17 protein-coding genes are annotated in these 23,543 nt (G+C 73.1%); 4 read left to right on the forward strand and 13 right to left on the reverse strand.

Translation table 11 applies throughout. The annotated features are described in order from the left end of the window. Position 1 precedes the first annotated feature (1 nt). The gene (locus AC5R91_RS15480; protein WP_495397817.1) at positions 2–1,453 is read right to left on the reverse strand and encodes a menaquinone biosynthesis decarboxylase; all 1,452 of its coding nucleotides are present in this window, start codon (positions 1,451–1,453) and stop codon (positions 2–4) included. 346 nt (positions 1,454–1,799) lie between these two features. Here AC5R91_RS15480 and AC5R91_RS15485 point away from each other — a divergent pair, with 346 nt between their 5' ends. Next, positions 1,800–2,216: a PLD nuclease N-terminal domain-containing protein gene (locus tag AC5R91_RS15485; RefSeq protein ID WP_495397818.1), complete on the forward strand. Its 417-nt coding sequence runs from the start codon at positions 1,800–1,802 to the stop codon at positions 2,214–2,216. A gap of 639 nt (positions 2,217–2,855) precedes the next feature. Here the strand turns inward: AC5R91_RS15485 and ccsB are convergent. The 9 genes from ccsB to AC5R91_RS15530 all read right to left on the reverse strand — a co-directional run bounded on the left by ccsB (position 2,856) and on the right by AC5R91_RS15530 (position 14,496). Continuing rightward, on the reverse strand, positions 2,856–4,010 hold the full coding sequence (gene ccsB / locus AC5R91_RS15490) for a c-type cytochrome biogenesis protein CcsB (protein WP_495397819.1): 1,155 nt from the start codon (positions 4,008–4,010) through the stop codon (positions 2,856–2,858). Next, positions 4,010–6,115: a cytochrome c biogenesis protein ResB gene (gene resB, locus AC5R91_RS15495; protein WP_495397820.1), complete on the reverse strand. Its 2,106-nt coding sequence runs from the start codon at positions 6,113–6,115 to the stop codon at positions 4,010–4,012. Before resB ends, ccsB begins: the two co-directional genes overlap by 1 nt. Continuing rightward, positions 6,112–7,170, reverse strand: coding sequence for a cytochrome c biogenesis CcdA family protein (locus tag AC5R91_RS15500; RefSeq protein WP_495397821.1), 1,059 nt, complete (start codon positions 7,168–7,170; stop codon positions 6,112–6,114). Before AC5R91_RS15500 ends, resB begins: the two co-directional genes overlap by 4 nt. A gap of 34 nt (positions 7,171–7,204) precedes the next feature. Then, the gene (locus tag AC5R91_RS15505) at positions 7,205–7,825 is read right to left on the reverse strand and encodes a TlpA family protein disulfide reductase (protein ID WP_495397822.1); all 621 of its coding nucleotides are present in this window, start codon (positions 7,823–7,825) and stop codon (positions 7,205–7,207) included. A gap of 187 nt (positions 7,826–8,012) precedes the next feature. Then, entirely contained in the window at positions 8,013–8,792 is a 780-nt protein-coding gene (locus AC5R91_RS15510; protein ID WP_495397823.1) for an SDR family oxidoreductase, read from the reverse strand. Positions 8,793–8,893: 101 nt separating this feature from the next. Then, on the reverse strand, positions 8,894–9,817 hold the full coding sequence (locus AC5R91_RS15515) for a putative RNA methyltransferase (protein WP_495397824.1): 924 nt from the start codon (positions 9,815–9,817) through the stop codon (positions 8,894–8,896). Positions 9,818–10,008: 191 nt separating this feature from the next. Further along, positions 10,009–10,692 (reverse strand): histidine phosphatase family protein, encoded by a 684-nt coding sequence (locus tag AC5R91_RS15520; protein ID WP_495397973.1) that lies wholly within the window; start codon positions 10,690–10,692, stop codon positions 10,009–10,011. A 182-nt stretch (positions 10,693–10,874) separates the two neighbouring features. Continuing rightward, a complete protein-coding gene (gene hemL, locus AC5R91_RS15525; protein WP_495397825.1) occupies positions 10,875–12,233 on the reverse strand; it encodes a glutamate-1-semialdehyde 2,1-aminomutase in 1,359 nt (452 codons plus the stop codon). 583 nt (positions 12,234–12,816) lie between these two features. Then, positions 12,817–14,496, reverse strand: coding sequence for a DHA2 family efflux MFS transporter permease subunit (locus tag AC5R91_RS15530; protein WP_495397826.1), 1,680 nt, complete (start codon positions 14,494–14,496; stop codon positions 12,817–12,819). A 1,054-nt stretch (positions 14,497–15,550) separates the two neighbouring features. On the opposite strand from AC5R91_RS15530, the gene AC5R91_RS15535 reads away from it, so the two are divergent. Further along, positions 15,551–16,450 (forward strand): TAXI family TRAP transporter solute-binding subunit, encoded by a 900-nt coding sequence (locus AC5R91_RS15535; protein ID WP_495397827.1) that lies wholly within the window; start codon positions 15,551–15,553, stop codon positions 16,448–16,450. Between the two features lie 105 nt (positions 16,451–16,555). Here the strand turns inward: AC5R91_RS15535 and AC5R91_RS15540 are convergent, their stop codons facing one another. After that, entirely contained in the window at positions 16,556–17,581 is a 1,026-nt protein-coding gene (locus AC5R91_RS15540) for a toll/interleukin-1 receptor domain-containing protein (protein ID WP_495397828.1), read from the reverse strand. A gap of 130 nt (positions 17,582–17,711) precedes the next feature. Here AC5R91_RS15540 and AC5R91_RS15545 point away from each other — a divergent pair, with 130 nt between their 5' ends. Together AC5R91_RS15545 and AC5R91_RS15550 are read left to right on the forward strand one after the other, a co-directional pair. Beyond that, positions 17,712–18,251, forward strand: a complete 540-nt coding sequence (locus AC5R91_RS15545; RefSeq protein ID WP_495397829.1) for a GNAT family N-acetyltransferase — start codon at positions 17,712–17,714, stop codon at positions 18,249–18,251. A 321-nt stretch (positions 18,252–18,572) separates the two neighbouring features. Beyond that, positions 18,573–20,084, forward strand: a complete 1,512-nt coding sequence (locus tag AC5R91_RS15550; protein ID WP_495397831.1) for a methionine--tRNA ligase — start codon at positions 18,573–18,575, stop codon at positions 20,082–20,084. A 154-nt stretch (positions 20,085–20,238) separates the two neighbouring features. Here the strand turns inward: AC5R91_RS15550 and AC5R91_RS15555 are convergent, their stop codons facing one another. Then, positions 20,239–22,881 (reverse strand): heavy metal translocating P-type ATPase, encoded by a 2,643-nt coding sequence (locus AC5R91_RS15555; RefSeq protein WP_495397974.1) that lies wholly within the window; start codon positions 22,879–22,881, stop codon positions 20,239–20,241. Between the two features lie 109 nt (positions 22,882–22,990). Beyond that, the gene (locus AC5R91_RS15560; RefSeq protein ID WP_495397832.1) at positions 22,991–23,203 is read right to left on the reverse strand and encodes a heavy-metal-associated domain-containing protein; all 213 of its coding nucleotides are present in this window, start codon (positions 23,201–23,203) and stop codon (positions 22,991–22,993) included. Positions 23,204–23,543: the final 340 nt, after the last annotated feature.

The following is a 23,543-nucleotide window of genomic DNA, read 5'->3' on the forward strand; positions in this document are numbered from 1 at the left end:
ATCAAAGGCCGTACTCCTTCCAGCGGCGGGTGACCTGGGCGCGGACGGCGTCGTCCATGACGATCTCCTCGGGCCAGCCGCCCTCGCGGCGGTAGCCCTCGGTCGGCAGCTTGCGCGTCGCGTCCACCCCGACCTTGCCGCCCCAGAACTGCTCGTAGGAGGCGTGGTCGAGGTGGTCCACGGGGCCGATCGTGGTGATCAGGTCGTGGGCGTAGTCGACGTTGCCGAACGCCCGCCAGGCCACCTCGGCGTAGTCGTGGACGTCACAGTCGGCGTCGACGACGACGATCAGCTTCGACAGCGACAGCAGCCCGGCGCCCCAGACCGCGTTCATCACCTTCTGGGCGTGCTTGGGAAAGCGCTTGTCGATCGAGACGATGCAGCAGTTGTGGAAGACGCCGGCCTCGGGCAGGTCGTAGTCGACGATCTCGGGGATCATCATCTTGATCAGAGGCCGGAAGATGCGTTCGGTGGCCTTGCCCATCGGCCCGTCCTCCTGCGGCGGGCGGCCGACGACGATCGTCTGGAAGACCGGGTCGCGCTGCATCGTCATGACGTCGACGTGCAGCGCCGGGAACGGCTCGACCGGCGTGTAGAAGCCGGTGTGGTCACCGAAGGGGCCCTCCGGGAGCCGCGCGCCCGGTTCCAGCCAACCCTCCAGCACGATCTGGGCGTTCGCCGGCACCCGCAGCGGCACGGACAGGCAGTCGACCATCTCCACCCGCTCGCCGCGCAGGTAGCCGGCGAACAGGTACTCGTCGATGTCGGCGGGCAGCGGCGCGGAGGCGGCGTAGGTCACCGCCGGGTCGCAGCCGAACGCGATCGCCACGGGCAGCCGCTCCCCGCGCCGCTCGGCGACGGCGTGGTGGGCGTTGGAGTCCTTGTGGATCTGCCAGTGCATGCCGACGGTGCGCGCATCGTGCCGCTGCAGCCGGTACATCCCGAGGTTGCGCGCCCCGGTCTCCGGATGGCGGGTGTGGGTGAGGCCGAGGTTGAGGAAGGCGCCGCCGTCGTTCGGCCAGGCGTGCACCCCGGGCAGCCGGAACAGGTCGACGTCCGGTCCCTTGAACACGACGTCCTGGCACGGCGCGGTGCGGACCCGCCGCGGCGGGATCGAGGTGAGTGAGGCGGCCTTGCCCAGCGCGTCGCGCAGCCCGGACAGGCCGGTCGGCAGCTCCGGGCGCAGCAGCGCGGCGAGCCGGTCGCCGATCTCGTCGAGGCGGTCGACCCCGAGCGCGGCGGCCATCCGGGCCTCGGTGCCGAACAGGTTGATGGCCAGCGGCATGTCGGCGCCGCGGGGGGACTCGAACAGCAGCGCCGGCCCGCGCTCGCGGACCACCCGCGTCACGATCTCGGTGACCTCCAGGTGGGGGTCGACGGGCACGGAGATCCGCCGCAGTTCCTTTCGCCGTTCGAGATGAGCGAGGAACGCGCGTAGATCCGCCCAGGCCATGCCTCCATCCTGGCAGCCGGCGCGCCCGGCCGTCCGGCCTCCCACCATCAGTCACCATGGAAACCCGAGGGGTCACGACGCACCGCTGTGACGGTGAGCGGGCGGACGCCGGCGGCGGCCGATGGCGGACCGGCCGGACGCGGGCCGGGGCCGGAGGGCACACTAGGGATACACGGGCCGGCCATCACCGCGACATGTGCGCTCTCCGGGGAGGGCGCCGCACGCTCGTCTGCCCCTTCGGCGATGCCGCGCCTGGCCGGGACTACATACCCGCCGACCGATGTTCATACCCGATATGTCGAACCGGACGTAATCGATCATGGAGAGCGGAAGGAGCGACCAGCCTGTGCTGGGCCTCGCACTGAGTTTCGTGTTCATCGGATTCTGGGCGTACATGGTCGCCGACGTGTTCGGGACCCCGTCCGATGAGGTACGCGGTCTGTCCAAACCGATCTGGATCGTGGTCGTGATTCTTTTCGTTCTCGCTGGTGCCACCGCGTGGTACTTCTTCGGCCGGCCGCGGGCGAACGGGCTCGGAGCGCGGCCGCCGCGGCGGGCGGTCTCGGACCACCCGGCCTTCGGCCAGCGTTCGACCTGGGACGTCGACCGCCGCGAGGGGGGCCTGGGACGGCCCGGTTCGCGGATGGGTACCCGGCGCCCCGCCGTGCGGCCCAAGGGTCCGGACGACGACCCGGAGTTCCTCCGCGAGCTCTCGGATCGCATCCGCGGCGGCGACGCCGAGCCGCCGTCCGCCCGCGGCTGACGCTGCTACCAAGCCGCACCACACCATCCGCCGAGACGAGCCGCACGCACGCACGCACCAAGCCACACCGGCGACGGCCCGAGTGCAGCTCCTCATGGAGCCCTTTCCGGCGTTCGGTGACTGAGTGCGATATCGGTTGGCGCCCGCCTCGCCGCCGGACGGCCCACGAGCACCACGCCGCGAGGAGGCGTGCACGGGAGCGGAGCCACCTGGGTCCCTCTGGTGGGACATCCGGACGCCGGGCCCACCAGAAGGACCCAGGTAGGCGCTCTCCCACGCATCCGCCACCGACGCACGAGCCGTCACCCGTTTCGCGACCCGCCCAGCCACACCGCTGACGTCACGGAACGTGACAACGGGACTGGAGGAGAACGAGCGGCAAGGGCGACCTTGCCGCTCCAGAGGGATAAACCGGACGCAGAGCCCTCCAGAGGGGCGGGGAGAGTCGGCGGCGCGCGTCGCGCACGCCCGCCCGGCTCCCCACTCCCCAGGCCGGCACTGGGTCGGATCCGGGTGTGCTCCGCCGCCGGCCGAGACCGCTGCGGCCGACGCTGCGGGGCCTGGCCGGCCGTGAGCCTCGGAGGCCGGCCAGGCGGCCGGACCGGGGCGGACCGAGGTCCGCCCCCCGACCGCCGCGGGTCAGACGCCCGCGTAGGAGTGCAGGCCGGTGATGACGAGGTTCACCAGGTAGTAGTCCACGAACAGCGCGGTGAACGCGACCAGGGAGATGGCGGCGGCCCGCCGGCCCCGCCAGCCGGCGGTCGCCCGCGCGTGCAGGTAGGCCGCGTAGCAGACCCAGGTGATGAACGACCAGGTCTCCTTGGGGTCCCAGCCCCAGTACCGGCCCCAGGCCGCCTCGGCCCAGATCGCCCCGGCGATGATCGCGAAGGTCCAGATCGGGAACGCGAACGCGATGACCCGGTAGGACAGGGTGTCGAGAGCCGCGGACGACGGCAGGCGCATCACGATGCCGCCGCGGCTCTGCATCGCGCGGCTGGCGTCGGCCCGGCCGGCCGCCACCTCGGCGAGCCGGTTCTCCCAGCGCTCCTTGACCAGGAACAGCACCGTGGTCACCGCGGAGATCAGGAACACCCCGCTGGAGACGATCGCGCCGACCACGTGGATCTTCAGCCAGTACGAGTTGAGCGCGGGCACCAGGGGCCCGGGCGCGACGTAGAGTACCGTGCCGGCGAAACCGAGGTAGAGCACCACCGGCACCATGACGAAGACGCCCAGCCAACGGACCTGCTGCCGGGTCATCAGGGCGAGGAACGTCGTGACTGCGATCAGGCAGATCATCGACGAGTACTCGTACATGTTGCCCCAGGGCACCCGGTCCGCCGCGATGCCACGGGTGACGACCGAACCCAGGTGCAGCGCCCAGCCGACCACCGTGAGCAGCACGGCGATCCGCCCGATCCACCGGGCGCGAGCGGGCACCTCGACGTCGCCGTCGTTGCCGGCGACCAGGGTGTGAGCGGCGGTGTCCCGCTGGCGCACCGCCTCGATCTCGCGGGCACGCGCCGCCGCGAGCGCGGCCGCGGCGGGATCGTCCGGGTCGATCTCCACGCCGGATCCGGCGTCCGCGGGGGCTCCGGCCCCGACGAGCACGGCCGACCGGTCGGCCGCGCGGGCGGCGGGAATCTCGGCCGCCAGCTCCGCGGCACCGCGGCGCGCGCCCAGGCGGCTGAACGCGAACTCGGCCGCGTAGCCGAGCATGGCTGCGGCGTAGACCGCCATGCCGCTACCGAACAGATGATCGGAGAGGCTGGCTACGCCCTCGTTGACCGCCATCAGTGCTCCCGTTCGCTGGCGTTCGACGCGGCGCCACCGGCTGCGGTGCCGCGCGATTCCGTGGTGCTCGGCGCCGCGGCGCCGCCTCCCGCCGTGGGCTCGCCCGGCGGCGGTGACGCCGCCTCGGGCCGCGCCGCCGCGTCCTGCCCGCCGGCCGGGCCGGTCGCCTCGCGGACGAGGGTGGTGAGCTGACCGAGCTCGACGGCGAAGCCGTCCCCGTGCGAACGGGACAGGCCGCCGATCTCGACGACCGAACCGCCGCCGGGTGCCGGGCTCGCCCGGACCCACAGGCGGCGGCGGTGCACCCGCAGGCTGGCGATCAGCCCGACGATGATGAGCACCGCGAAGATCAGCGCCTCCCGCTTGAACGGGTCGGACTTCACCTGGAAGGTGGCGAACTCCGCGACGCTGTCGGCCTCCAGGCTCAGCCCGCCGGGCAGCCCGGTCAGGGTCCGCTGCCGGGGGTTGTTCAGGGCGAGCACCTGCGCGTTGCGTGCCATTCCGGCCGGACCGTTCAGGGTGAGCTGGCGCATGTCCCGGGTGTCGACCGTGTACACGTTCTGCGGCACGCCCTCGTCGAGGTGAAGGTTGCCGACGAAGCCGGTGATCGTCAGGCCGGGTGCGCGGGCCGCCGGGAAAGTCGAGACATAGCCCTGGGTCGGGTCGAGGTGGGTCGTCGGCGTGAACACGCCGCTGAAGGCGAGCTGCTGGGGCTCCTTGCGGACGCCGAGCGGCGCCAGGCCTGTGTCGGGAATCTTGACCGTGCAGGTCGAGGTGAACATCCCGTCTCGGGGGGTGCAGGGCACGTTGCCCTGCCAGACGGTCCGGCCCCGGGCGTCGCGCAGGAGGAAGTGCGGGGCGTACCCGTGCCCGATGAGGTAGATCTTGGCGTTGCCGAGGACCAGCGGATGATTCACCCGGATCGTCGCCGGCCGGGTCGGTGTGTCCAGGTCGGGCGAGTAAGCGACGTCGGCGCGGAAGTCCGACGGCTCGCCGTTCGGCTCGTAGGCGGCCGCGAAGCGGTTCAGAGTCAGCGAGAACGGGCGCAGCTTGGCGGTGTCGACGAGCTTGCCGCCGCTGAACTGGTCGTACGAGATGATCGTATTGGCCATGCTGTCCCCGGTGACGACGAGCGTGGTCCCCTGGTAGCCGAACCAGGAGCCGAAGCCGACCGCGGCGAGCAGCCCGACCAGCGCGACATGGAAGACGAGGTTGCCCGTCTCGCGCAGGTAGCCCTTCTCGGCCGCGACGGAGTGGTCCGCCGAGCCGTCCGGCCGCCGCGTCCCGGCGGGGGCGACGCTGGCGCGGAACCGGCGCCGGCGCAGCGCCGCGCGGGCGGCGGCCGTCGCATCGGCCGGGGCCAGCGGGCTGGCCCACGAACTGCCGCCCGGCAGCCGACCGGGCCGCGCCGGCGCCTTCGGCGGGGCGGTGAACAGCGCCCTGGCGTGCCAGCGGATGCGCGACGACAGGCAGCCGATCAGCGAGATGAACAGCAGCAGGTAGATCGCCGCGAACCAGGGAGCGGCGAAGACGTCGAAGCCGGAAAGCTTGTCGAGCAGGGGCCCGAGGGTCTGGTGCTTCGACAGGTACTGATCGACCCGCATCGGGTTGATGTTGCGCTGCGGCAGCAGCGACCCCGGCACGGCGGCCAGGGCGAGCAGGAACAGCAGCACCAACGCCGTGCGCATGCTGGTGAGCTGCCGCCAGGAGCGGACGGCGAGCGCCAGCGCCGGATGCCGCCCGGGCCGGGTCCCGCCGGACGCCGACGCATCCTGCCCGGCGGCGCCGCCGGGCCTCCCGGCCGCGGACCGGCGAGCTCCCCCGACAACAGGCGTCGGGTCCGGGTCGAGCCCGTCAGCTCGGTCAGCCCCGTCGGGCCCGGGTGGCGCGAACGCGTCCGGCGCGACGGCGACGGCGACCGCGACGCGGGCGTCGGCGTGCCCCTCGGGCAGCCGGCGTCCGCCCGAGGAGTCCGGGTCGAACCCGACGGCCTCATCGTCCATGACGTCCGCCGGATCGACCGCGTCCGTGTCGTCGGGGCCCGGCTTCGGCGCGAGGTCGGTGGCCGCGCCGGCAGGCTGGTGGGGACGGGTGGAAGAGGTCACAGCGGCGTCTCCGAGAAGCCGGGGGCATAGGGCCGCAGATTGGCGATCAGGTCGGCCCACTCCCCGGAGAGTTGGAGCACCCCGACCGCGACGAGCAGCGCGCCACCGGACAGAGTCAGGGCGCGGGTGTGTCGCCGCAGCAGGTGCAGGGCGCCGACGGCACGCCGGAAGGCGAGCCCGACGGCGAGGAACGGCAGCCCGAGTCCCAGGCAGTACACGGCGGAGAGGAACGCACCCCGGCCGGCCGTCGCACTCGCCACCGCCAGCCCTTGCACTGCCGCCAGCGTGGGGCCGAGGCAGGGGGTCCAGCCGATGCCGAACAGCACCCCGAGCACCGGCGCGCCGAGCAGGCCGGGGCGCGGCAGCCGGTGGATGCGCCACTCGCGGTTCGCCCAGGACATCTGGGAGAACACCCCGGCGAAGGCCAGGCCCATGACGATGGTGAACGCTCCCAGGATCTGGCTCATCCCGACCTGGTGGCGGACCAGCCACTGACCGAGTCCACCGAAGGCCGCGCCGAAGGAGACGAACACCGCGGTGAACCCGAGCACGAACAGCCCGGTGCCGGCGGCGACCCGCCCGCCGACGCGCAGCCGGCCCAGCCGCGGCCCGAGACCGGCGAACCGCCCGCCGCGCCCGCCGTCCCCGGTCTCCGCCGCCGTCGACCCGGCGGCCGGGGCGGAAGCATTCCCGCCCGTGGCGGACCATCCGGCCGCACCGCCGCCGGACCCGGCCAGACCACCGCCGGACCCGGTCGGACCGCCGCGGCCGACCTGCGGTGCCGCCCCGGCCGGTGCCGGCAGCGGCGGCGCGGCGACGGCGGCCGCCAGGACCGGCTCGGATGCCGCGGCGCGATCGGCTGACCCTGACGGTCGGCGGGCGGGGCGCCGCTCGCGGTCCTGGAGCTCCTCGCCGGACAGGCCGGTGATGAAGCTGAGGTAGCCGGGAACGAGGGGCAGCACACACGGGGACAGGAAGGACAGCAGCCCGGCCGCCGCCGCGACCGGGGCGGCGAGCAGCACGGGCCCGTCCGTGACGAGCCCGACCACGCTCACCGCGGGTCCCCCGTCCCGCCCGGCCGCCGCCCGCTCACGCCTCGGCCTGCAACCGGGTGAGCACGGGCTTGAGGTCGTCCTCGGGCACGACCGGGCCGGTGAAGCGGGCCGCGATGCGCCCGTTCGCGTCGAGCACGAAGGTCGACGGCAACCCCGGGGCGACCGGCCAGCCCGCGGCGAGCGTGCCCAGCCGGTCGACGACGCTCGGGTACGGCACGCCGTTGTCGCGCACGAAGGCCTTGGCGCCCGACGGGTCCTTCTCGTTGACGCCGAGGAACGCCACCGTCGGGTTCGCCTTGGAAAGCTGCACCAGGCCGGGCGTCTCCGCCCGGCAGGGGGCGCACCACGAGGCCCAGAAGTTGACCACGACGATCTTCCCCCGCAGGGACGCGACGTCGAACGCGGCTCCGTCGAGGTTCTTGCCGGCGAGCTTGGGTGCCTCGTGCCGGTTTCCGGCCGGGACGAAGTCCTTGCCGGCGGACTGCTGGACGAAGTTGAAGCCTCCGCCGCCGGTCGCGTCGACCGTGCCTCCCCCGCCGGAACAGGCCGCCACCAACCCCGCCACCGCGAGCACCACCGCGGCGAGCCCGACCCGCCTGATCCGCGTCCGCTGCCGGCGCGACCCCGCGGCCCGGTCATGGACAACGCCTGTCACCGGCGTGTCCGACCTGTCACCCGACGCGGACCGCCGTCCCTTCTCCGCCACGCGAACCAGTATGTGCCCTGCCCCTTCCCGGCTCGGAACCCGTCTACGACCAACTGTAGAACTCAACTCAGCGTAGGCGGCGAGGCCGGCGGACGCGCGTGGAGTTCGACACGGCGGACACCACTGGGCTCGGCGGCTACCAGGTGGGTACCATCCCGCCGTCGACCCGGAGGTCCGCGCCGGTGATGTTGCCGCCGCGGTCCCCGGCGAGCAGGACGACGGCCGCAGCGACCTCCTCCGGCGTGCTGAACCGGCCGGTCACGGAGCTGCCGGCCGCGGCGTCGACGACACTCGCGGGGTCCGCGCCGGTGGCTCGCGAGACCGTGGCGGCGACGCCGTCGGACCCGAGCCACAGGTCGGTGGCGACCGGGCCGGGACTGACCGTGTTGATTCGCACGCCCCGGCCACCGACCTCGCGGGCCAGCGACTTGCAGAAGTTCGCCAGCGCGGCCTTCGCCGCGCAGTAGTCGATGACCGCCGGATCGGCGAGGACCGAGTTCACGGAGCTGATCGTGACGATGGAACCGCTGCCGGCGGCGAGCATCAGTGGCAGCGCCGCCCGGGTCGCCCGCACCGCGGCGAGCAGGTTCAGGTTGAGCGTTCCCAGCCACATCTCGTCGGTGACCGAGCCGAACCCGCCGGGCCGGGCGGGCGCGGAACCGACGTTGTTGACCAGGATGTCGACCCGCTCGCCGGCCCGCTCGACGAGCGCGGCCGGACCGTGGGGGGTGGCCAGGTCCACCAGGTGGACCCGCACCGCGCCGGTGGCCGCCAGCTCGTCGAGCTCGGGCGAGCTGCGACGGGCTCCGGCCACCACCGTGGCGCCCTCGGCGACCAGCGCCCGAACCACCGCCAGGCCGATGCCCCGGCTCGCCCCCGTGACGACGGCGATCCGCCCGAGCAGTCCCATGTCCATTCCGAACCTCCGTTGTCGGCAGAACCGTCCGCCCGTCGGCCGTGACCGCCGGTGCCCGTGCGGGCCGTGGCGGCGCCCTCCGGAGCCGCCTCGCAGGCAGGTTAGGGCCGTCGGCCGGTCCCGGTCCTGGGTTGCATGACGGAAGGCGTGACGCTGCCGCCGGGTACCGCGCCGGGACCGGTCCCTCCTCCACGCGGCCGGTAGCACCGGACCGCGAGGCGGACGGTCACGGCGGCGTGACGCCGCGGCCAGGCCGCCTCGGCCCGATGGCGCAGGTCCTCGACCGTGCGGTGGTGGCCGGTCGGGCCCATCAGGGCCAGGTCGACGGCCTCGTCGGCGGACAGCACGAGCGGAATGTCCAGGCGTTCGACGGCGGCCGGGTCGAACCGGTCGGCGGTCCGCTCGTCGAGTCGGTCGCCCTTGTCCGGCTGCATTCCGACCAGCCCGAGCGGGCCCCGCAGCTCGGCGAGATGGCCCGGTTCGGGGGTGACGACGATGAGCAACCCGTCCGGCCGGAGCACCCTGCGCATCTCGGCCGGGTTGCGCGGGGCGAAGACGTCGAGCAGCACGTCGACGCAGCCGTCGGCGACCGGCCACGGGCCGGCGGCGTCGAAGGCGACTGCTCCGATCCGGGGGTGGGCCCGCGCGGCCCGGCGCAGCGCGTACTTCGACACGTCGACCGCGACCCCGGCCGCCCCGGCGGGCAGCGCGGCGAGCACTCCGGCCAGGTGGTGGCCGGTGCCGGCCCCGATCTCGAGCACCACCGGCCCCGAGCTGCCCGGTCTGGCGGCGGCGAGCTCGGCCAGCCGGGTGGTGAGCGGCCGGTAGTGCCCCGCCCCGAGGAAGGACTCCCGCGCGGCGACCATGGCGGCGGTGTCGCCGGTGATCCGGCGGGTGTGGCCGGTGCGCAGGTTCACGTAGCCGCCGCGCCCGAGGTCGAAGCCGTGCCCGGCGGCGCAGCGCAGGGCACCGCCGTCCCGGTGCAGCGCACCCGCGCACACCGGGCAGCGCAGCACCGGCAGCACCGCCTCGACACCCTCGACGCCGACGCCCCCGACGACACCACCGACGCCCCCGACGACACCCTCGACGCCGACGCCAACACCGCCAACACCGGCGGCGCTGGCACCACCGGCACCGGCGACGCCTGCGTCACCACCACCGGCGACGACGGCGGGCTGGGGCGACGCCGGCGGTCGGGGCGGGTTTGGGCCGGTCAGGCCCCGACCGATCCGGGCAGGTTCGCGGTCGGACCGTTCGGTTCGGCGTACTCGATCCCGACGAGGTCCCGCCCGCGGTAGACCGCGGTGGTGACGCTGGCCAGGCCGCACTGGCGCCGGTCGGGGCGGTGCCACAGGTGCAGCCCCTCCAACGCCCGCCGGGTGGTCCACACCGGGAGCTGATGGCTGACCAGCACGACGTGCCGTCCGGGATGGGCGTCGCGCCACTCGGCGACGGCGGCGAGCATCCGCTGCGCGATCTCGTCGTACGGCTCGCCCCAGGATGGCCGGAACGGGTTGGCCAGCAGCCGCCACAGGTGCGGGTAGCGCAGGACCGCCGGGCCCGCCTCGAACGGCTTGCCCTCGAAGGCGTTGCGGCTCTCGATCAGCCTCGGATCGACCTCGACGGGCAGACCGTGCGCGGCGGCCATGGGAGTCGCCGTCTGCTGGGCACGGTCCAGGGGGCTCGCGACCACGGCGGCGACGTCCAGGCCGGCGAGGAACTCGGCGGTCACCTTGGCCTGGCGGTGGCCGGTCTCGGACAGCCCGAAGCCGGGCAGCCGGCCGTAGAGCACCTTCTCCGGGTTGAAGACCTCCCCGTGGCGGACCAGATGCACCCTCGTCAGCGGGCCCTGGCCGGCCGCGGGAGCGCCGCCGCTCGGCGCGACCGGCTCGACGATCGTGGTCGGGGTGCCGCGGGTGCCGGCCGGTCCAAGCGGGCCCTGCTCCACCTCGCCGCTTGGCCCCGATCCGGGTCCGGGTCCGGTGATCCGCGGCTGGCCCTGGGACGCGACCACCGGCCCGGCGCCCGGCGACGCGGTGCCCACCGGCTCGGCGTTCGGCCGCTCCTGCTCCGGGCCCGTCATGACCGGCCCCCGCTGGTCACGGGCACGGACGCCGGTTCGGGCACGGCGGCGGCGGCGCGGGCGGCGGCGGGTGCGGCGGCGGCGATCAGCTCCATCGTGGCGTCGTCGTGGGCGGCCGAGACGAACCACGCCTCGAACGCCGACGGCGGCAGGTAGATCCCCGCGTCGAGCATGCTGTGGAAGAACGCGGCGTAGCGGGCGGCGTGCTGCGCCTGGGCGCCGGCGTAGTCGACGACGGCCGCGGCGTCGGTGAAGAAGAAGCTGAACAGAGAGCCGGCGCTGCTGGGCAGGTGGGCGACGCCCTCCTCGGTCAGCGCCGTCGAGACGATGCCGGCGACGTCGGCGGCGCGGGCGTCGACGGTGGTGTAGACGTCGTCGGTGCAGGCCCGCAGGGTGGCCAGGCCCGCGGCGACGGCGATCGGATTGCCCGACAGGGTGCCGGCCTGGTAGACGGGGCCGGCGGGCGCGAGCCGCGCCATCACGTCGGCGCGGCCGCCGAACGCCGCCGCGGGCAGGCCCCCACCCATCACCTTGCCGAAGGTGAACAGGTCCGGCGACCAGTCCTCCATCGCGCCCTCGTTGCCCCACCAGCCGGCCCGGGAGATCCGGAAGCCGGTCATCACCTCGTCGAAGATGAGCAGGGCGCCGTGGACGTCGCACAGCCGGCGCAGCCCGGCGTTGAAGCCGGGCAGCGGCGGGACGACGCCCATGTTGGCCGCGGCGGCCTCGGTGATGACCGCGGCGATCGTGTCGCCGCGCTCGGCGAAGACGGCCTCGACCAGGGCGAGGTCGTTGTAGGGCAGGACGATGGTGTCGGCGGTCGCGGCGCCGGTCACGCCCGGGGTGTCGGGCAGTCCGAGGGTGGCCACCCCGGAGCCGGCGGCGGCGAGCAGGGCGTCGACGTGCCCGTGGTAGCAGCCGGCGAACTTGATGATCGTGGACCGGCCGGTGAAGCCCCGGGCCAGCCGCACGGCGCTCATCGTCGCCTCCGTGCCGGAGTTGACCAGCCGCACCTTCTCGACCGGGCCGACCCGCTCCACGATCAGCTCGGCGAGCTCCACCTCGCCCGGCGTCGGCGTGCCGAAGCTGGTGCCGGCGGACACCGCCCGGGACACCGCCTCGACGACGGCGGGATGGGCGTGGCCAAGGATCATCGGCCCCCAGGAGCAGACCAGGTCGACGTAGGTACGCCCGTCCGCGTCCGTCAGATACGGGCCGTCGCCGGACACCATGAAGCGCGGGGTGCCGCCGACAGCCCGGAAGGCGCGGACCGGGGAGTTGACCCCACCGGGAACGACACGCTCGGCGCGCCGGAACAGCTCTTCGGAGGCCGGCGCGGCAGAGGGAACCACCATGCCCACGATCCTCGCAGGTCCACGCGGCCACCCGCGCCTCGCGTGGCCAGCGGCACGCCTGCCGCCACCCGTCGGCGCTCCGCCGGACGCCGGACCAGCACCCGCGGCCCAGTGCCCGCGGTGGAGCGCCGCCGGCGGACGGGGGTCTGCCCCGGCCGCCCACCGGCGGCGGCCTGTGCGCCAGGACCCCGGCCGGCCGGCGGGCGGATCGCGCCCGGCAGCAGCTCCGAGGCCGCCTTCCGGGACTGCCGTCGCGGGTGGTTCGACAGGGATGCCGGGCCTGCGGCGGTGGCGGAGGGGATGGCGACGTTGTCCTGATAGTGCCCGGTGCATCGGCCACGCGCCCGGTCCCGAACTACTGATCGATAGGCGAGCCTGGCCTAGCCGGGGGTCCCCCGACGGGCGGTTCGCCGCAGCAGTGGACTTTCCCGCCGACCCACCCCGCGGCTGGTCCGTTCGGGCGTGACCACTCTCACGCCGTCCGCACGTTTCATCCGCGCCTGCCCAACCGGGCGAGCACCCGCCGAGCCGGGCGGTGCCGGCTGATCGTGCTTCCCGATCAGCGTCGCCATCCAGTCGGTGATCATCGTCCTGCGCGGGCCACCTCGCCCGGAGCCAGGGCGTCGTCCCTCGCCGTCCGCCCCCGGGGTGGACGGGGCAGCAGCAGGAGCGCCACCACCCCGGCGGCCGCCATCAGGGCCACCGGGAGCAGCAGGGTGTGGCGGAAGGCCGCGACGACGCCGCCGGCCGCGGCGGCGGGTATGTCGCCGGCGAGGTCGGCGCCCTGGTCCAGGCCGGCCAGGCTCGCCAGGTTCGACGCGAGCAGCACCGACGTCAGCGCGGTGCCGACGGAGACGGCGACCTGGTTGGTGATGTTCAGCAGGGTGCTGCCGGCGGCGGTGTCCCGGTCGGGCAGGTGGCGCATCGCCGTCGTGATCGTGGGCATGATCGTCGCGCCGGTCCCGATCCCGGTCACGGCCATGGACAGCAGCAGACGCCAGTACGGCGTGTTCGCGTCGAGCTGGAGCAGGGTGGTCAGCAGGCCGGCGGTCGCGATCACGATGCCCGCACCGACGACGCGCGCCGGCGGGACCCGGTCGATCAGCCGGCTCGCGACCTGCAACGACAGGCCGGTGGTCAGCGCCTGCGGGATGGCCAGCAGCCCGGCCGCCGCCGGGCTCTGCCCCCGGACGAGCTGCCAGTACAGCGGCACGATGAACATCGAGCCGAAGTAGGCGGCCGCGAACAGACCCAGCGTCGCGGTGCCGGCGGCGAGGGCACGCCGGCCCAGCAGGCGCACCTCGACCAGCGGGCGCCGCGTGCGCAGCCGCAGCGCCCGCAGCACGAACACGACGCACAGCGCCAGACCGAGCAGCGCCGGGACCAGCACGGCCGCCGAGACGAGGGTCCCGCGCCGGCCGCTTTCCGCCAGCCCGTACACGACGGCGGCCAGACCCGGCCCGATCAGCGCGAGGCCCGGCAGGTCGAGCCGCTCGCGGACACCCTCCGGCGCGTCGCGCGGCAGCAGCCACAGCGCCAGCGGGATGGCGACCAGCGCGATCGGCACGTTGATCAGGAAGATCCACCGCCAGGAGTACTCGACGAGCCACCCGCCGAGCGTCGGCCCGGCGAGCGGGCCGACCAGCACGGGCAGCCCCAGCACGCCCATCGTGCGGCCCCGGACCTCCGGCCGCGCGCTGCGCATCGCGATCGTCATCGCGATCGGGTTGACCAGCCCACCGCCGATCCCCTGCAGCACGCGGAAGGCGACGAGTGAACCGATGTTCGGGGCCAGCCCCGCGAGCAGTGAACCCAGCCCGAACAGGGCCAGCGCGGCGACGTAGACGCGGCGGGTGCCAAGCCGCGCGGCCAGCCACGCGGTCGTCGGCACCACGACCGCGAGTGCCAGCGTGTACCCGGTGGTGACCCACTGGATCACCGCCAGCGGAGCGTGCAGATCCCGGGAGAGGCTGCGGATCGCAACATTGGTGATGGTCACGTCGAGAACGACCATCAGCCCGCCGAGCACCAGCACGGCGAGCGTGAGCCGGGTCTGCCGGTCGATTCCGGCGGACGGCGGCGATGCCGGCGACCCGGCCGACGGCGGCGATGCCGCCGGTTCGGCCGACGTGCCGTATTCCTGCCCCGGCACGGCGGCAGCGCCCGCAGTGGCGCGGGGTGCGTGCGCGGCGCCGGCTTCACCGGCCCGTGGGTTCGGCGCACCTGGACGGTCGGGGGCTGTCCTGGGCGAACTGCCTGCCATCACGGTCCTCCTCGGCCCGGGCCGTCCGGCGGAATCTCCACCACACCCGGTCGCGCACCACCCTCGAACCTGAAGTCAACATGAAGTCAAGGGCACCCAGTGCCGGTGCTGGATGAGCGACACCCGCTGCCCCACCTCGTGCCCGAGGGCGTCGAGTCGCCGCGTGGCCTGCGTCAGCATCAGCACGGCGGACGTGCTCGCGGGAGACGATCGGGTGGTCGAGGTCGGCCGGTTCCTCGCGGCTCGCCGGGTCGTGAACGCCGCGAGGACCGGGGAGCCACCGAAAACGCGCCGCCGCTTTGTTCAGAGTCAGCCGGCGGCAGTTCAGACCGTGGAAGGCAATCAGCACGGCGAGCACGAGTCGTCCGGGCAGTCGACGCGGGCGTGGTTGCGGGCGAGCTCTGAGCCGATGGTTCGTCCGGCGATGTACAGCAGTTCACGAAGCACCAAACAGATCATTCACCGAGCCGTCGGAGGGCCTCGGCATAATGCGGAAGCTCCTCGTCCAACACCAGGTCGAGAAGCTCCACTCGGCTCCCGTTTCGGGGACAGGGAGGCGCCGTCCCACCGTGGCAGAGACCCGCATGAATCATGCCACCGGTAGAGTGACGACAGCTCGACACCCTCCGTCCGGAACCGGGCGGAACGCCGTGGGGCGTATGCCGAGTCAGGGGGACAGGGGCATGACGGACGCAGGTCAGCGGAAGACCGATTCGCACTTGCGGGAAGACAAGCGGGTTTGGCGCGTCGGGTACGCTGTCGCAGGAATCGCCGTTATCGTGTTGGCACTTTTGGCTACGGTTTCAGGGCCACCCTCGGCGCACATTCATAGCATTACCGTGCAGCCTTCCACCTGCCCGACGGTGTATATATTCTACGGCAACCAGCAGTCGCCGTACAGGAATTTTGCGGTGGAGTTGAAAAACAGATCGCGGCAGCTCTGCCGGAAGTGAAGAACGTACAACTACAGGAAACGGAGGGGGGCGCGGACAATCTCTACCACCTCGAGGATCCGCAAGTCAATGATTCGCACGCCGCCCGGTGCGCGATCGCGATGACCAAGCTCAATGTTGCGGTGGACGCAACATACGGGGTTTACCAGTTCAACTCCGCCATCGCCTTAAGCCCAGAGCAGGGACCACCGGCCCGCAGTGTTCAGAACCAGATACTGGGGCTGCGGACGGTCGGGCCAGCGTTCGATGATCTACTACAGATCGTCGTCCGGGACCCGAAGATTACGAAGCTGGAACAGCTCTGCGACAAGCCCCTCAGCATCGGCCTGCCACTGTCGGGCTCGCGGCAACTGACCGCGGTCTTCTATCGCACGATATGCGGCAAAGAACTGCAGGGGGGCCAGGAGAAGATATACGAGAAGACGCTGAAGGAGGGATTCGCCCTCCTCGGTGACGGTGCCGTGGACGCGGTCATCTGGGTGAACGCCACACCGACCGAGGATATTAGAGCCGCGATCATAAACCAGCAGGCTCACCTACTCGATGTCGACATCCCGTCGTACGTGATAGATCAAGACAAGAAGAACGTGCTAGCAAAGATGAACGAAAACTGGCGGGACTTCTACCGGAAGAAGGCGGGTGGAGAATTCATCGAGCAGAACGTGATACTGTCCCGAAGGATCTTCGCAGAAGACTATGACACGAAGAACGACGTCACGACCGTCGGAGTGCCCAACGGCCTGGTGGTCCGGGATTCCACCGACTCTGCGCTGGTGGCAGCATTGGCCCATATCCTGGCGTCAACCGAGAGCCGCGGCGCTCTCACGAAGGCCGTCTGGCCGAATGACGCGAGACGCAGCCACCAACTGGCGGATGTAAGGAGTTATATGGACGACGACCTGGTGTCATCCCTCTTCTGCTATGTGCCGTTGCATCCGGCCGCGGCCGACGTCTACCGTTCGCAGTTCCACCTTCCGCTGCCGAACTGCGGAAAGGCGTAGGAAAACGGCCGACAGGGAGGAGTCGGCCGGTGTGACGGGCGGGCGTGGGGCGGCCGCCGAGTAGGCCCACGGTGGCGGTCAGACGGCGTCAATGGTCAGACGGCGTCAGCGGTCAGACGGCGTGCCTCGCGGCTTTCGGTGGTGTCGCCGGGGGCGGGCACCCCACGGCGGCATCCATTTAATGATGAGCGAGACGAACAGGGCGAACGCGGCCTCGATCCCGGTACGGAGCACCCCGGGGCTGACGCCGAATACGCGGGTCACGACCACGCCCAGGCCCGCGCCCTCCACCGCGGCAACCGCCATCAAACCGGCCAGCCAGCGCGGGCCCGGGGAAATCGCGACGACGAGCATCGCCATCGCCGATCCGACCCCGACCGGGCCGAGCACCTCGCCTGGTCGTCCGGCCCACCACACTGGCGACGTGACCGCGCCGGCCGACGCCGTGATCGCTACGATTCCGCCTAACCCAGGCGCGACGGATCGGAAGGTAAGCCGGCGACCGTTCACGGGCGGCCCGCCCGGATCGGGGCCGCCTCCCGGGCCCGGTCCGGCGAGGACCTGCTCTTCCGTTTTGACTTCGTCAGGCTGTGGCCCCGGATGCGGGTCGACGCTGCGGTTAGGGAATGGCGCCGGTGAGGTCGGTGGCGTTCGACGGGGGTGGCGGGGGAACTCCGGCTCGACGTCCGGTTTCATCCGGCCAGCCAAGGCCCCTCGTACCGCGTCGAGGAGACGCCGCCGGGCGGTGTCGGCGGCAAGGTCGAACAGGTCGACGGAGACGAGCGTCCGAAGGACCCCAGGACGCTCGCAGTCCTCGACCCGGATTGGGAGCAGCTTGCGGGTGAGCCCGTCCGGGTCGGCGGCCTGCGCGGCGCGCCACTCCGGCCCGCCGAAGACCGAGGACAGGTAGGCTTTCGACAGCACGGCGATGGTCCGCGTGGCCTGGGTGATGCCCTGTTCCATCTTGTACCGCCAGTCCGAGCCGGGCACGAAGTCCCACGCCTGGATCAGTACCCGGTAGCCGGCTTCCACCTCGAGTTGCCAGGCGATCCACTCCGCCCACCGCCGATCAGCGGCGGCATAGGAGATGAAGAAGTCCCAACCGCCCGCACCATCGCCAACCCCCGACATAGCACAGCATCTTTCACCATCGTGACCGGCCACGACACATCACGTCGGATATCGGCGCCGCCGCTCGTGGCGGGGGCTGGGGCCGGAAACTCGGATGCGCCGCCGGCGATCCGCTGGTAGTTCATCGCTCATGAACAAGCCCTTATGGACGATCCGGCCGGCCCGCGCCGACGAGGCCGACCGGCTACGGGCCGTCGATGACGAGGCGGGCACCCTCTTCAACGGCCTCGGGTTGATCGACGACGCTCTCGACGTACCGTCCCCGCCCGACGAACTGGCCCGCCTCATCGGTCTGTCCCAGGTCTGGGTGGGCTGCCTGGGAGACGACTGCGTCCCGGTCGGCATGGTGATCGCCTCAGTACGCGACGGGCTCGGCTACGTCGAGGAACTCGCGGTCCTGCCCTCGTACGGCCGGCGGGGACTCGGGGGGCGTCTGCTCGCCGCCGTGGGCGACTGGGCTCGCTCGCGCGGCCTGCCGGGAGTGACCCTGTCGACGTTTCGCGATGTGCCGTGGAACGGGCCGTTCTACCGCCGCCACGGCTTCCGGGACCTCTGCCCCGCCGAGTGGACGCCGAGCATGCCGGCGATCCGAGCCGGCGAGGCGGAGCGTGGTCTGAAGGTCGACGCCCGGGTCTTCATGCGCTGTGACCTGGATGTCCAAGATGGGTGATCGGACCCCGGTCGGCTCGGATCACCCGGGCGGCCGTGATGCTCCTCGTCGGTCTCCACCCGCCCGAGCAGGCCATGGCGATCCTCGACCACCACCTCGACCGGATCTTCACCTGCCCCCGCTCCCGGCGGCTGTGGTGGGGCGGGCGGGTAGGATTTCCCTGTGTCGACGGCACGTGTCACCGCCGAGGCGGCGAGCCCCCGGATGATGCTGATGTCCATGCCATCCGGCCTTTTCCGCGCGTCCTGACAGACCACCGATGAGGCCCCGACGGAGCCTCATCAGCGAGGTTGCGCACCGGGGCGGGAGGATCCGAAACCGATGGGTCGCTACTTCGTGACGACGGCCATCCCGTACGTCAACGGCAAGCCGCACGTGGGGCACGCGCTGGAGCTGGTCGAGACCGACGCGTTCGCCCGGCATCTGCGGGCGCGCGGTGACGAGGTCCGGTGCCAGACCGGCACCGACGACAACGCGCTGAAGAACGTGCAGGGCGCCGAGGCCGAGGGAATCACCCCCACGGAATATGTCGAACGGGTGGCCGCCCGGTTCATCTCCCTGCGCGAGCCGCTGAACCTCTCCTTCGACGACTTCATCAAGACCAGCTCCGACCCGCGGCACCGGCCGGGCGTGGAGAAGCTGTGGACGGCCTGCGCCGAGCGCGGCGACTTCTACCGCAAGAGCTACGCCGGCCTGTACTGCGTCGGCTGCGAGCTGTTCTACTCCCCCGACGAGCTGGTCGACGGTCGCTGCCCGGAGCACGGGACCGTGCCGGATCTGGTCGAGGAGAGCAACTGGTTCTTCCGGCTGAGCCGCTACTCCGACCAGCTCCACGAGCTCATCTCCAGCGACCGGCTGCGCATCGAGCCGGCCACCCGCAAGCGCGAGGTGCTGTCGTTCATCGAGGCCGGGCTCGAGGACTTCAGCGCATCCCGGAGCATGAGCCGGGCGCGCGGCTGGGGCATTCCGGTGCCCGGCGATCCCGACCAGGTCATCTACGTCTGGTTCGACGCCCTCGGCAACTACATCACCGCGCCCGGGTACGGTACCGACGACGCCAGCTTCCAGCACTGGTGGAACGACAGCGACGCCCGCGTTCACGTCATCGGCAAGGGCATCATCCGGTTCCACGCCGTCTACTGGCCGGCGATGCTGCTCTCCGCCGGCGTGCGCCTGCCCGACACCATCTTCGTGCACGAGTACCTCACCGCGGACGGCATGAAGATTTCGAAGTCGGCCGGGAACGCGGAGGACCCGGCGGACATCGTCGCCGCGTACAACACCGACGCGCTGCGGTGGTGGATGCTGCGCGACGTCGCCCGCAGCGGCGACACCGACTACACCACCGAGCGGCTGATCACCCGGGCCAACGAGGACCTCGCGAACAACATCGGCAACCTGGTCAACCGGACCGTGTCGATGGTGAAGCGCTACCGCGACGGGGTGATCCCGCCCGTCGCGGCGGACAACCCGGGGGCCGCGGCGCTGCGGGCGGCCCGGGAGCAGGCCCCGGCGACGATCGACGCGGCGTTCACCGCGTTCGACTTCCGCCGCGCCGCCGAGGCTGTCACGGCGATCGGCAACGAGGGCAACCGGTACGTCGAGGCCGCGCGCCCCTGGGACCTCGCGAAGGCCGAACGCAAGGAGGGCGCCGCCCCGGCCGCCCTCGATGCCGTGCTCGCCGAGCTGGTCGCCACCTGCCGGGAACTCGCGGCACATCTCACGCCGTTCCTGCCCGACGCGGCGCCGCGCATCGCCGCCCAGTGCGGCGACGGCGGCTCCCGCGTCGCCGACCCCGCCCCCGTGTTCCCCCGCCTGGAGGCCCCGGCCTGAGTCGAGCCGCCCCGGCCGCGGCGGCCGCCGCTGCATTCGTGACGGCCGGTCGCGGTGCGCGGGAAGGATTGCGGTGCGATACGCACGATCCGCCGGTGTCAGACCGTGCAGAACGCACCGCAATCGGCCCCCGCCCTGGTTCGGACTCAGTCGTCTAGGGCCGCGCCGCGACCGCGGGTGTCGGCCGCGCCGACGGCAACGCCGCAGCCGCGGCTGGCGGTAGCGGGGCGAACCGGCGCAGGCGCAGGCTGTTCGTCACGACGAACACCGAGCTGAACGCCATCGCCGCGCCGGCGATCATCGGGTTGAGCAGGCCGGCCGCGGCCAGCGGGAGCGCCGCCACGTTGTAGGCGAACGCCCAGAACAGGTTCCCCCGGATCGTGCGCAGCGTCGCCCGGGACAGTCGGATCGCGTCGGCCACCAGCCGCGGGTCGGCGTTGACCAGAGTCAGGTCGGACGCCTCGATCGCCGCGTCCGTCCCGCCGCCCATCGCCAGGCCGAGGTCGGCCTGGGCCAGCGCGGCGGCGTCGTTCACCCCGTCGCCGACCATCGCCACGACCCGGCCCTCGCCCTGCAACCGGCGGACCGTCGCCGCCTTCTCCTCGGGCAGGACCTCGGCGATGACGTCCTCGGGCGCGATCCCGACCTCGGCGGCGACCGCGCGGGCCACGGCTTGCGCGTCCCCGGTCAGCAGGACCGGATGCAGGCCGAGCCGGCGCAGGGCGGCGACCGCCTCCGCCGCGGTGGGCTTGACCGTGTCGGCGACGCTGATCAGCCCGCGCGCGGCGCCGTCCCAGCCGACGACGACCGCGGTGCGCCCGGCGTCGCGCTCCCGAGCCAGGGCGCCCGCGAGCTCGGCCGGCAGCTCGGCGAACAGGCGGTCCCGGCCGACGACGACCGACCGGCCCTCGACGGTGCCGCGCACGCCGAGCCCGGCGTCGCTGGCGAAGTCCGTCACCGGCGGCAACGACCCGGCGGCCGCGGCTCGGGCGGCATCCGCGATGGCCCGGGCGATCGGATGCTCGGCGGCGTCCTCGGCCGCCCCGGCGAGGCGGAGCACGTCGGCGGCGCTCTCCCCCGGCGCCGAGTGGACGGCGGCGGTCCGCATCCGGCCGGTGGTCACGGTGCCGGTCTTGTCGAGCAGCACGGTCTGCACCCGCCGCGTCGACTCGAGGACCTCCGGGCCACGGATGAGGATGCCGAGCTGCGCACCCCGCCCCGTGCCGACGAGCAGGGCGGTCGGGGTGGCCAGGCCCAGCGCGCAGGGGCAGGCGACGATCAGGACGGCGACCGCGGCGGTGAACGCGTCCGTCGCCGGCTGCCCGGTGGCGAGCCAGGCGCCCAGGGTGATCAGCGCGGCCGTGATCACGGCCGGGACGAAGACCGCCGAGATCCGGTCGGCCAGCCGTTGGACGCGCGCCTTGCCGCTCTGGGCCTGCTCGACGAGCCGCGCGATGCGGGCAAGCTGCGTGTCGGCCCCGACCCGGGTCGCCTGCACGACGAGTCGACCGCCCGCGTTCACGGTCGCGCCGACCACCGGATCTCCCGGCCCGACCTCCACCGGTACCGACTCGCCGGTGACCATGCTCGCGTCGACCGCGGAGACCCCCTCGAGCACCACCCCGTCGGTCGCGATCTTCTCGCCGGGGCGGACGACGAACTCGTCACCGAGGCTCAGCTCGTCGACCGGGATCCGCGTCTCGACCGTCAGGCCCCCGCGCCCGGACACCGGACGGCGCACCGTCACGTCCTTCGCCCCGAGGTGCAGCAGGGCCCGCAGCGCCGCACCGGAGCGGCGCCGGGCACGCAGCTCGAGGAACCGCCCGGCGAGCAGGAACACCGTGACCCCGGCGGCCACCTCCAGGTAGATCGCGGTGGCGCCGCCGCCGTCGGGCCCACCGGCGCCGTGGGACATCTCGACGCCGCCGGTGCCGGTGCCGACGTCGGACAGGCCGCCGGTGAGCGAGAACGAGTGCCGCATCCCCGGGTCACCCGCCCCGCCGAAGATCAGCGCGTAGAGCGACCACCCGAAGGCCGCGAGGGTGCCGAGGGAGACCAGGGTGTCCATGGTGGCCGCACCGTGCCGGGCGCCCCGGGCCGCCGCGGCGTGGAAGGGCCGGCCGCCCCAGAAAACGACCGGCGTCGCCAGTGCCAGGCTGACCCACTGCCAGTAGTCGAACTGCCAGGCGGGCACCATCGCGAGCACGAGCACCGGCAGCGCCAGCACCGCCGAGACGGTCAGGCGCCGGCGCATCGCCCGCAGGTCCGCGTCCGCAGGCGCCGCTCCGTCGACGTCCGCATCGTCCACCCCGCCGGCCACCTCGGCCGCATCGGCCGTCCCACCGGCCACCTCGGCCACCTCGGCCGTCCCGCCGGCCACCTCGGCCACCTCGGCCGTCCCGCCGGCCACCTCGGCCACCTCGGCCGTCCCGCCGGCCGCCTCCGCCGTCCCGGCCACGGCCGCAACGCCCATCGCTCTGGAGGGCCCGGCCGCGCCGGAACCGGCCGCGGCAGGCGGGGTGGCCCGAGAGCGGACGGACGGCGCCGCGCGCGCGGAGTCCGCGTCGGTCGGGCGCGGGCGCGCCTTGCGGGTCTGGGCGGGCAGGACCGCGGTGTAGCCGGCGGCCTGCACGGCCCGGATCAGGTCGTCGACGGTCACGGGGGCGTGCGGGGCGGCCGGGTCCGGCTCGCCGAGGGTGACGGTGGCCTTCTCCGTGGCGTAGTTCACCGAAGCGCTCACGCCGTCGATCCGGTTGAGCTTGCGCTCCACCCGGGCCGCGCAGGACGAGCAGGTCATGCCGCCGATCGCGAGCTCGACCCGGGCCGGCCCGCCGGCCTCGACCCCGACGTTGGTCACTCGATCTCCCTCCCCCGATCCGCCCGGTGGCGCACTGCCCGCGGACTCGTCAGGCCCGGCCGACCAGTTCGAACCCGGCCTCCGCCACGGCCTCGCGGACGGCGCCGTCCGCCAGCGCCCCGTCACTGACCACCGTGACCCGACCGTCCGCGAGATCCACCGCGACGCTGGACACCTGCGGCAGCCGCTCCAGCTCCTCGGTGACCGAGCGGGCGCAGTGCTCACAGGTCATCCCGGTCACGGTGTAGGCGTTCGCGGTCATCGCGATCCTCGTCTCCTCAGCCACAGTCCCCAGGCCGGGCGGGCCCGCCCGGCAGGCCCGAACATACCCCTCCCCCGTATAGCAAACAACTACCCCCTGGGGGTATCTGGTAGACGGCGACGGAAGTCACGGGAGCAGCTCTGGACGCGAACCCTCGACCCCTGGCCGAGGGGCTCCGCCCCCGCCCTGCCCGCCGAACGTTCCGGCCCGCCGGCAGCGGCCAGGACCGCCTCCCGACCCGCACCGCCCGGAACGCCCCTGACCAGCCGACGAGCGCCGGCCGTGCTGATCGGGGTGATCCCCCGGACGGGGGATGGCCGCCCGGCGGCCTGGGAGAACA

Source organism: Frankia sp. BMG5.60 (assembly GCF_059428125.1).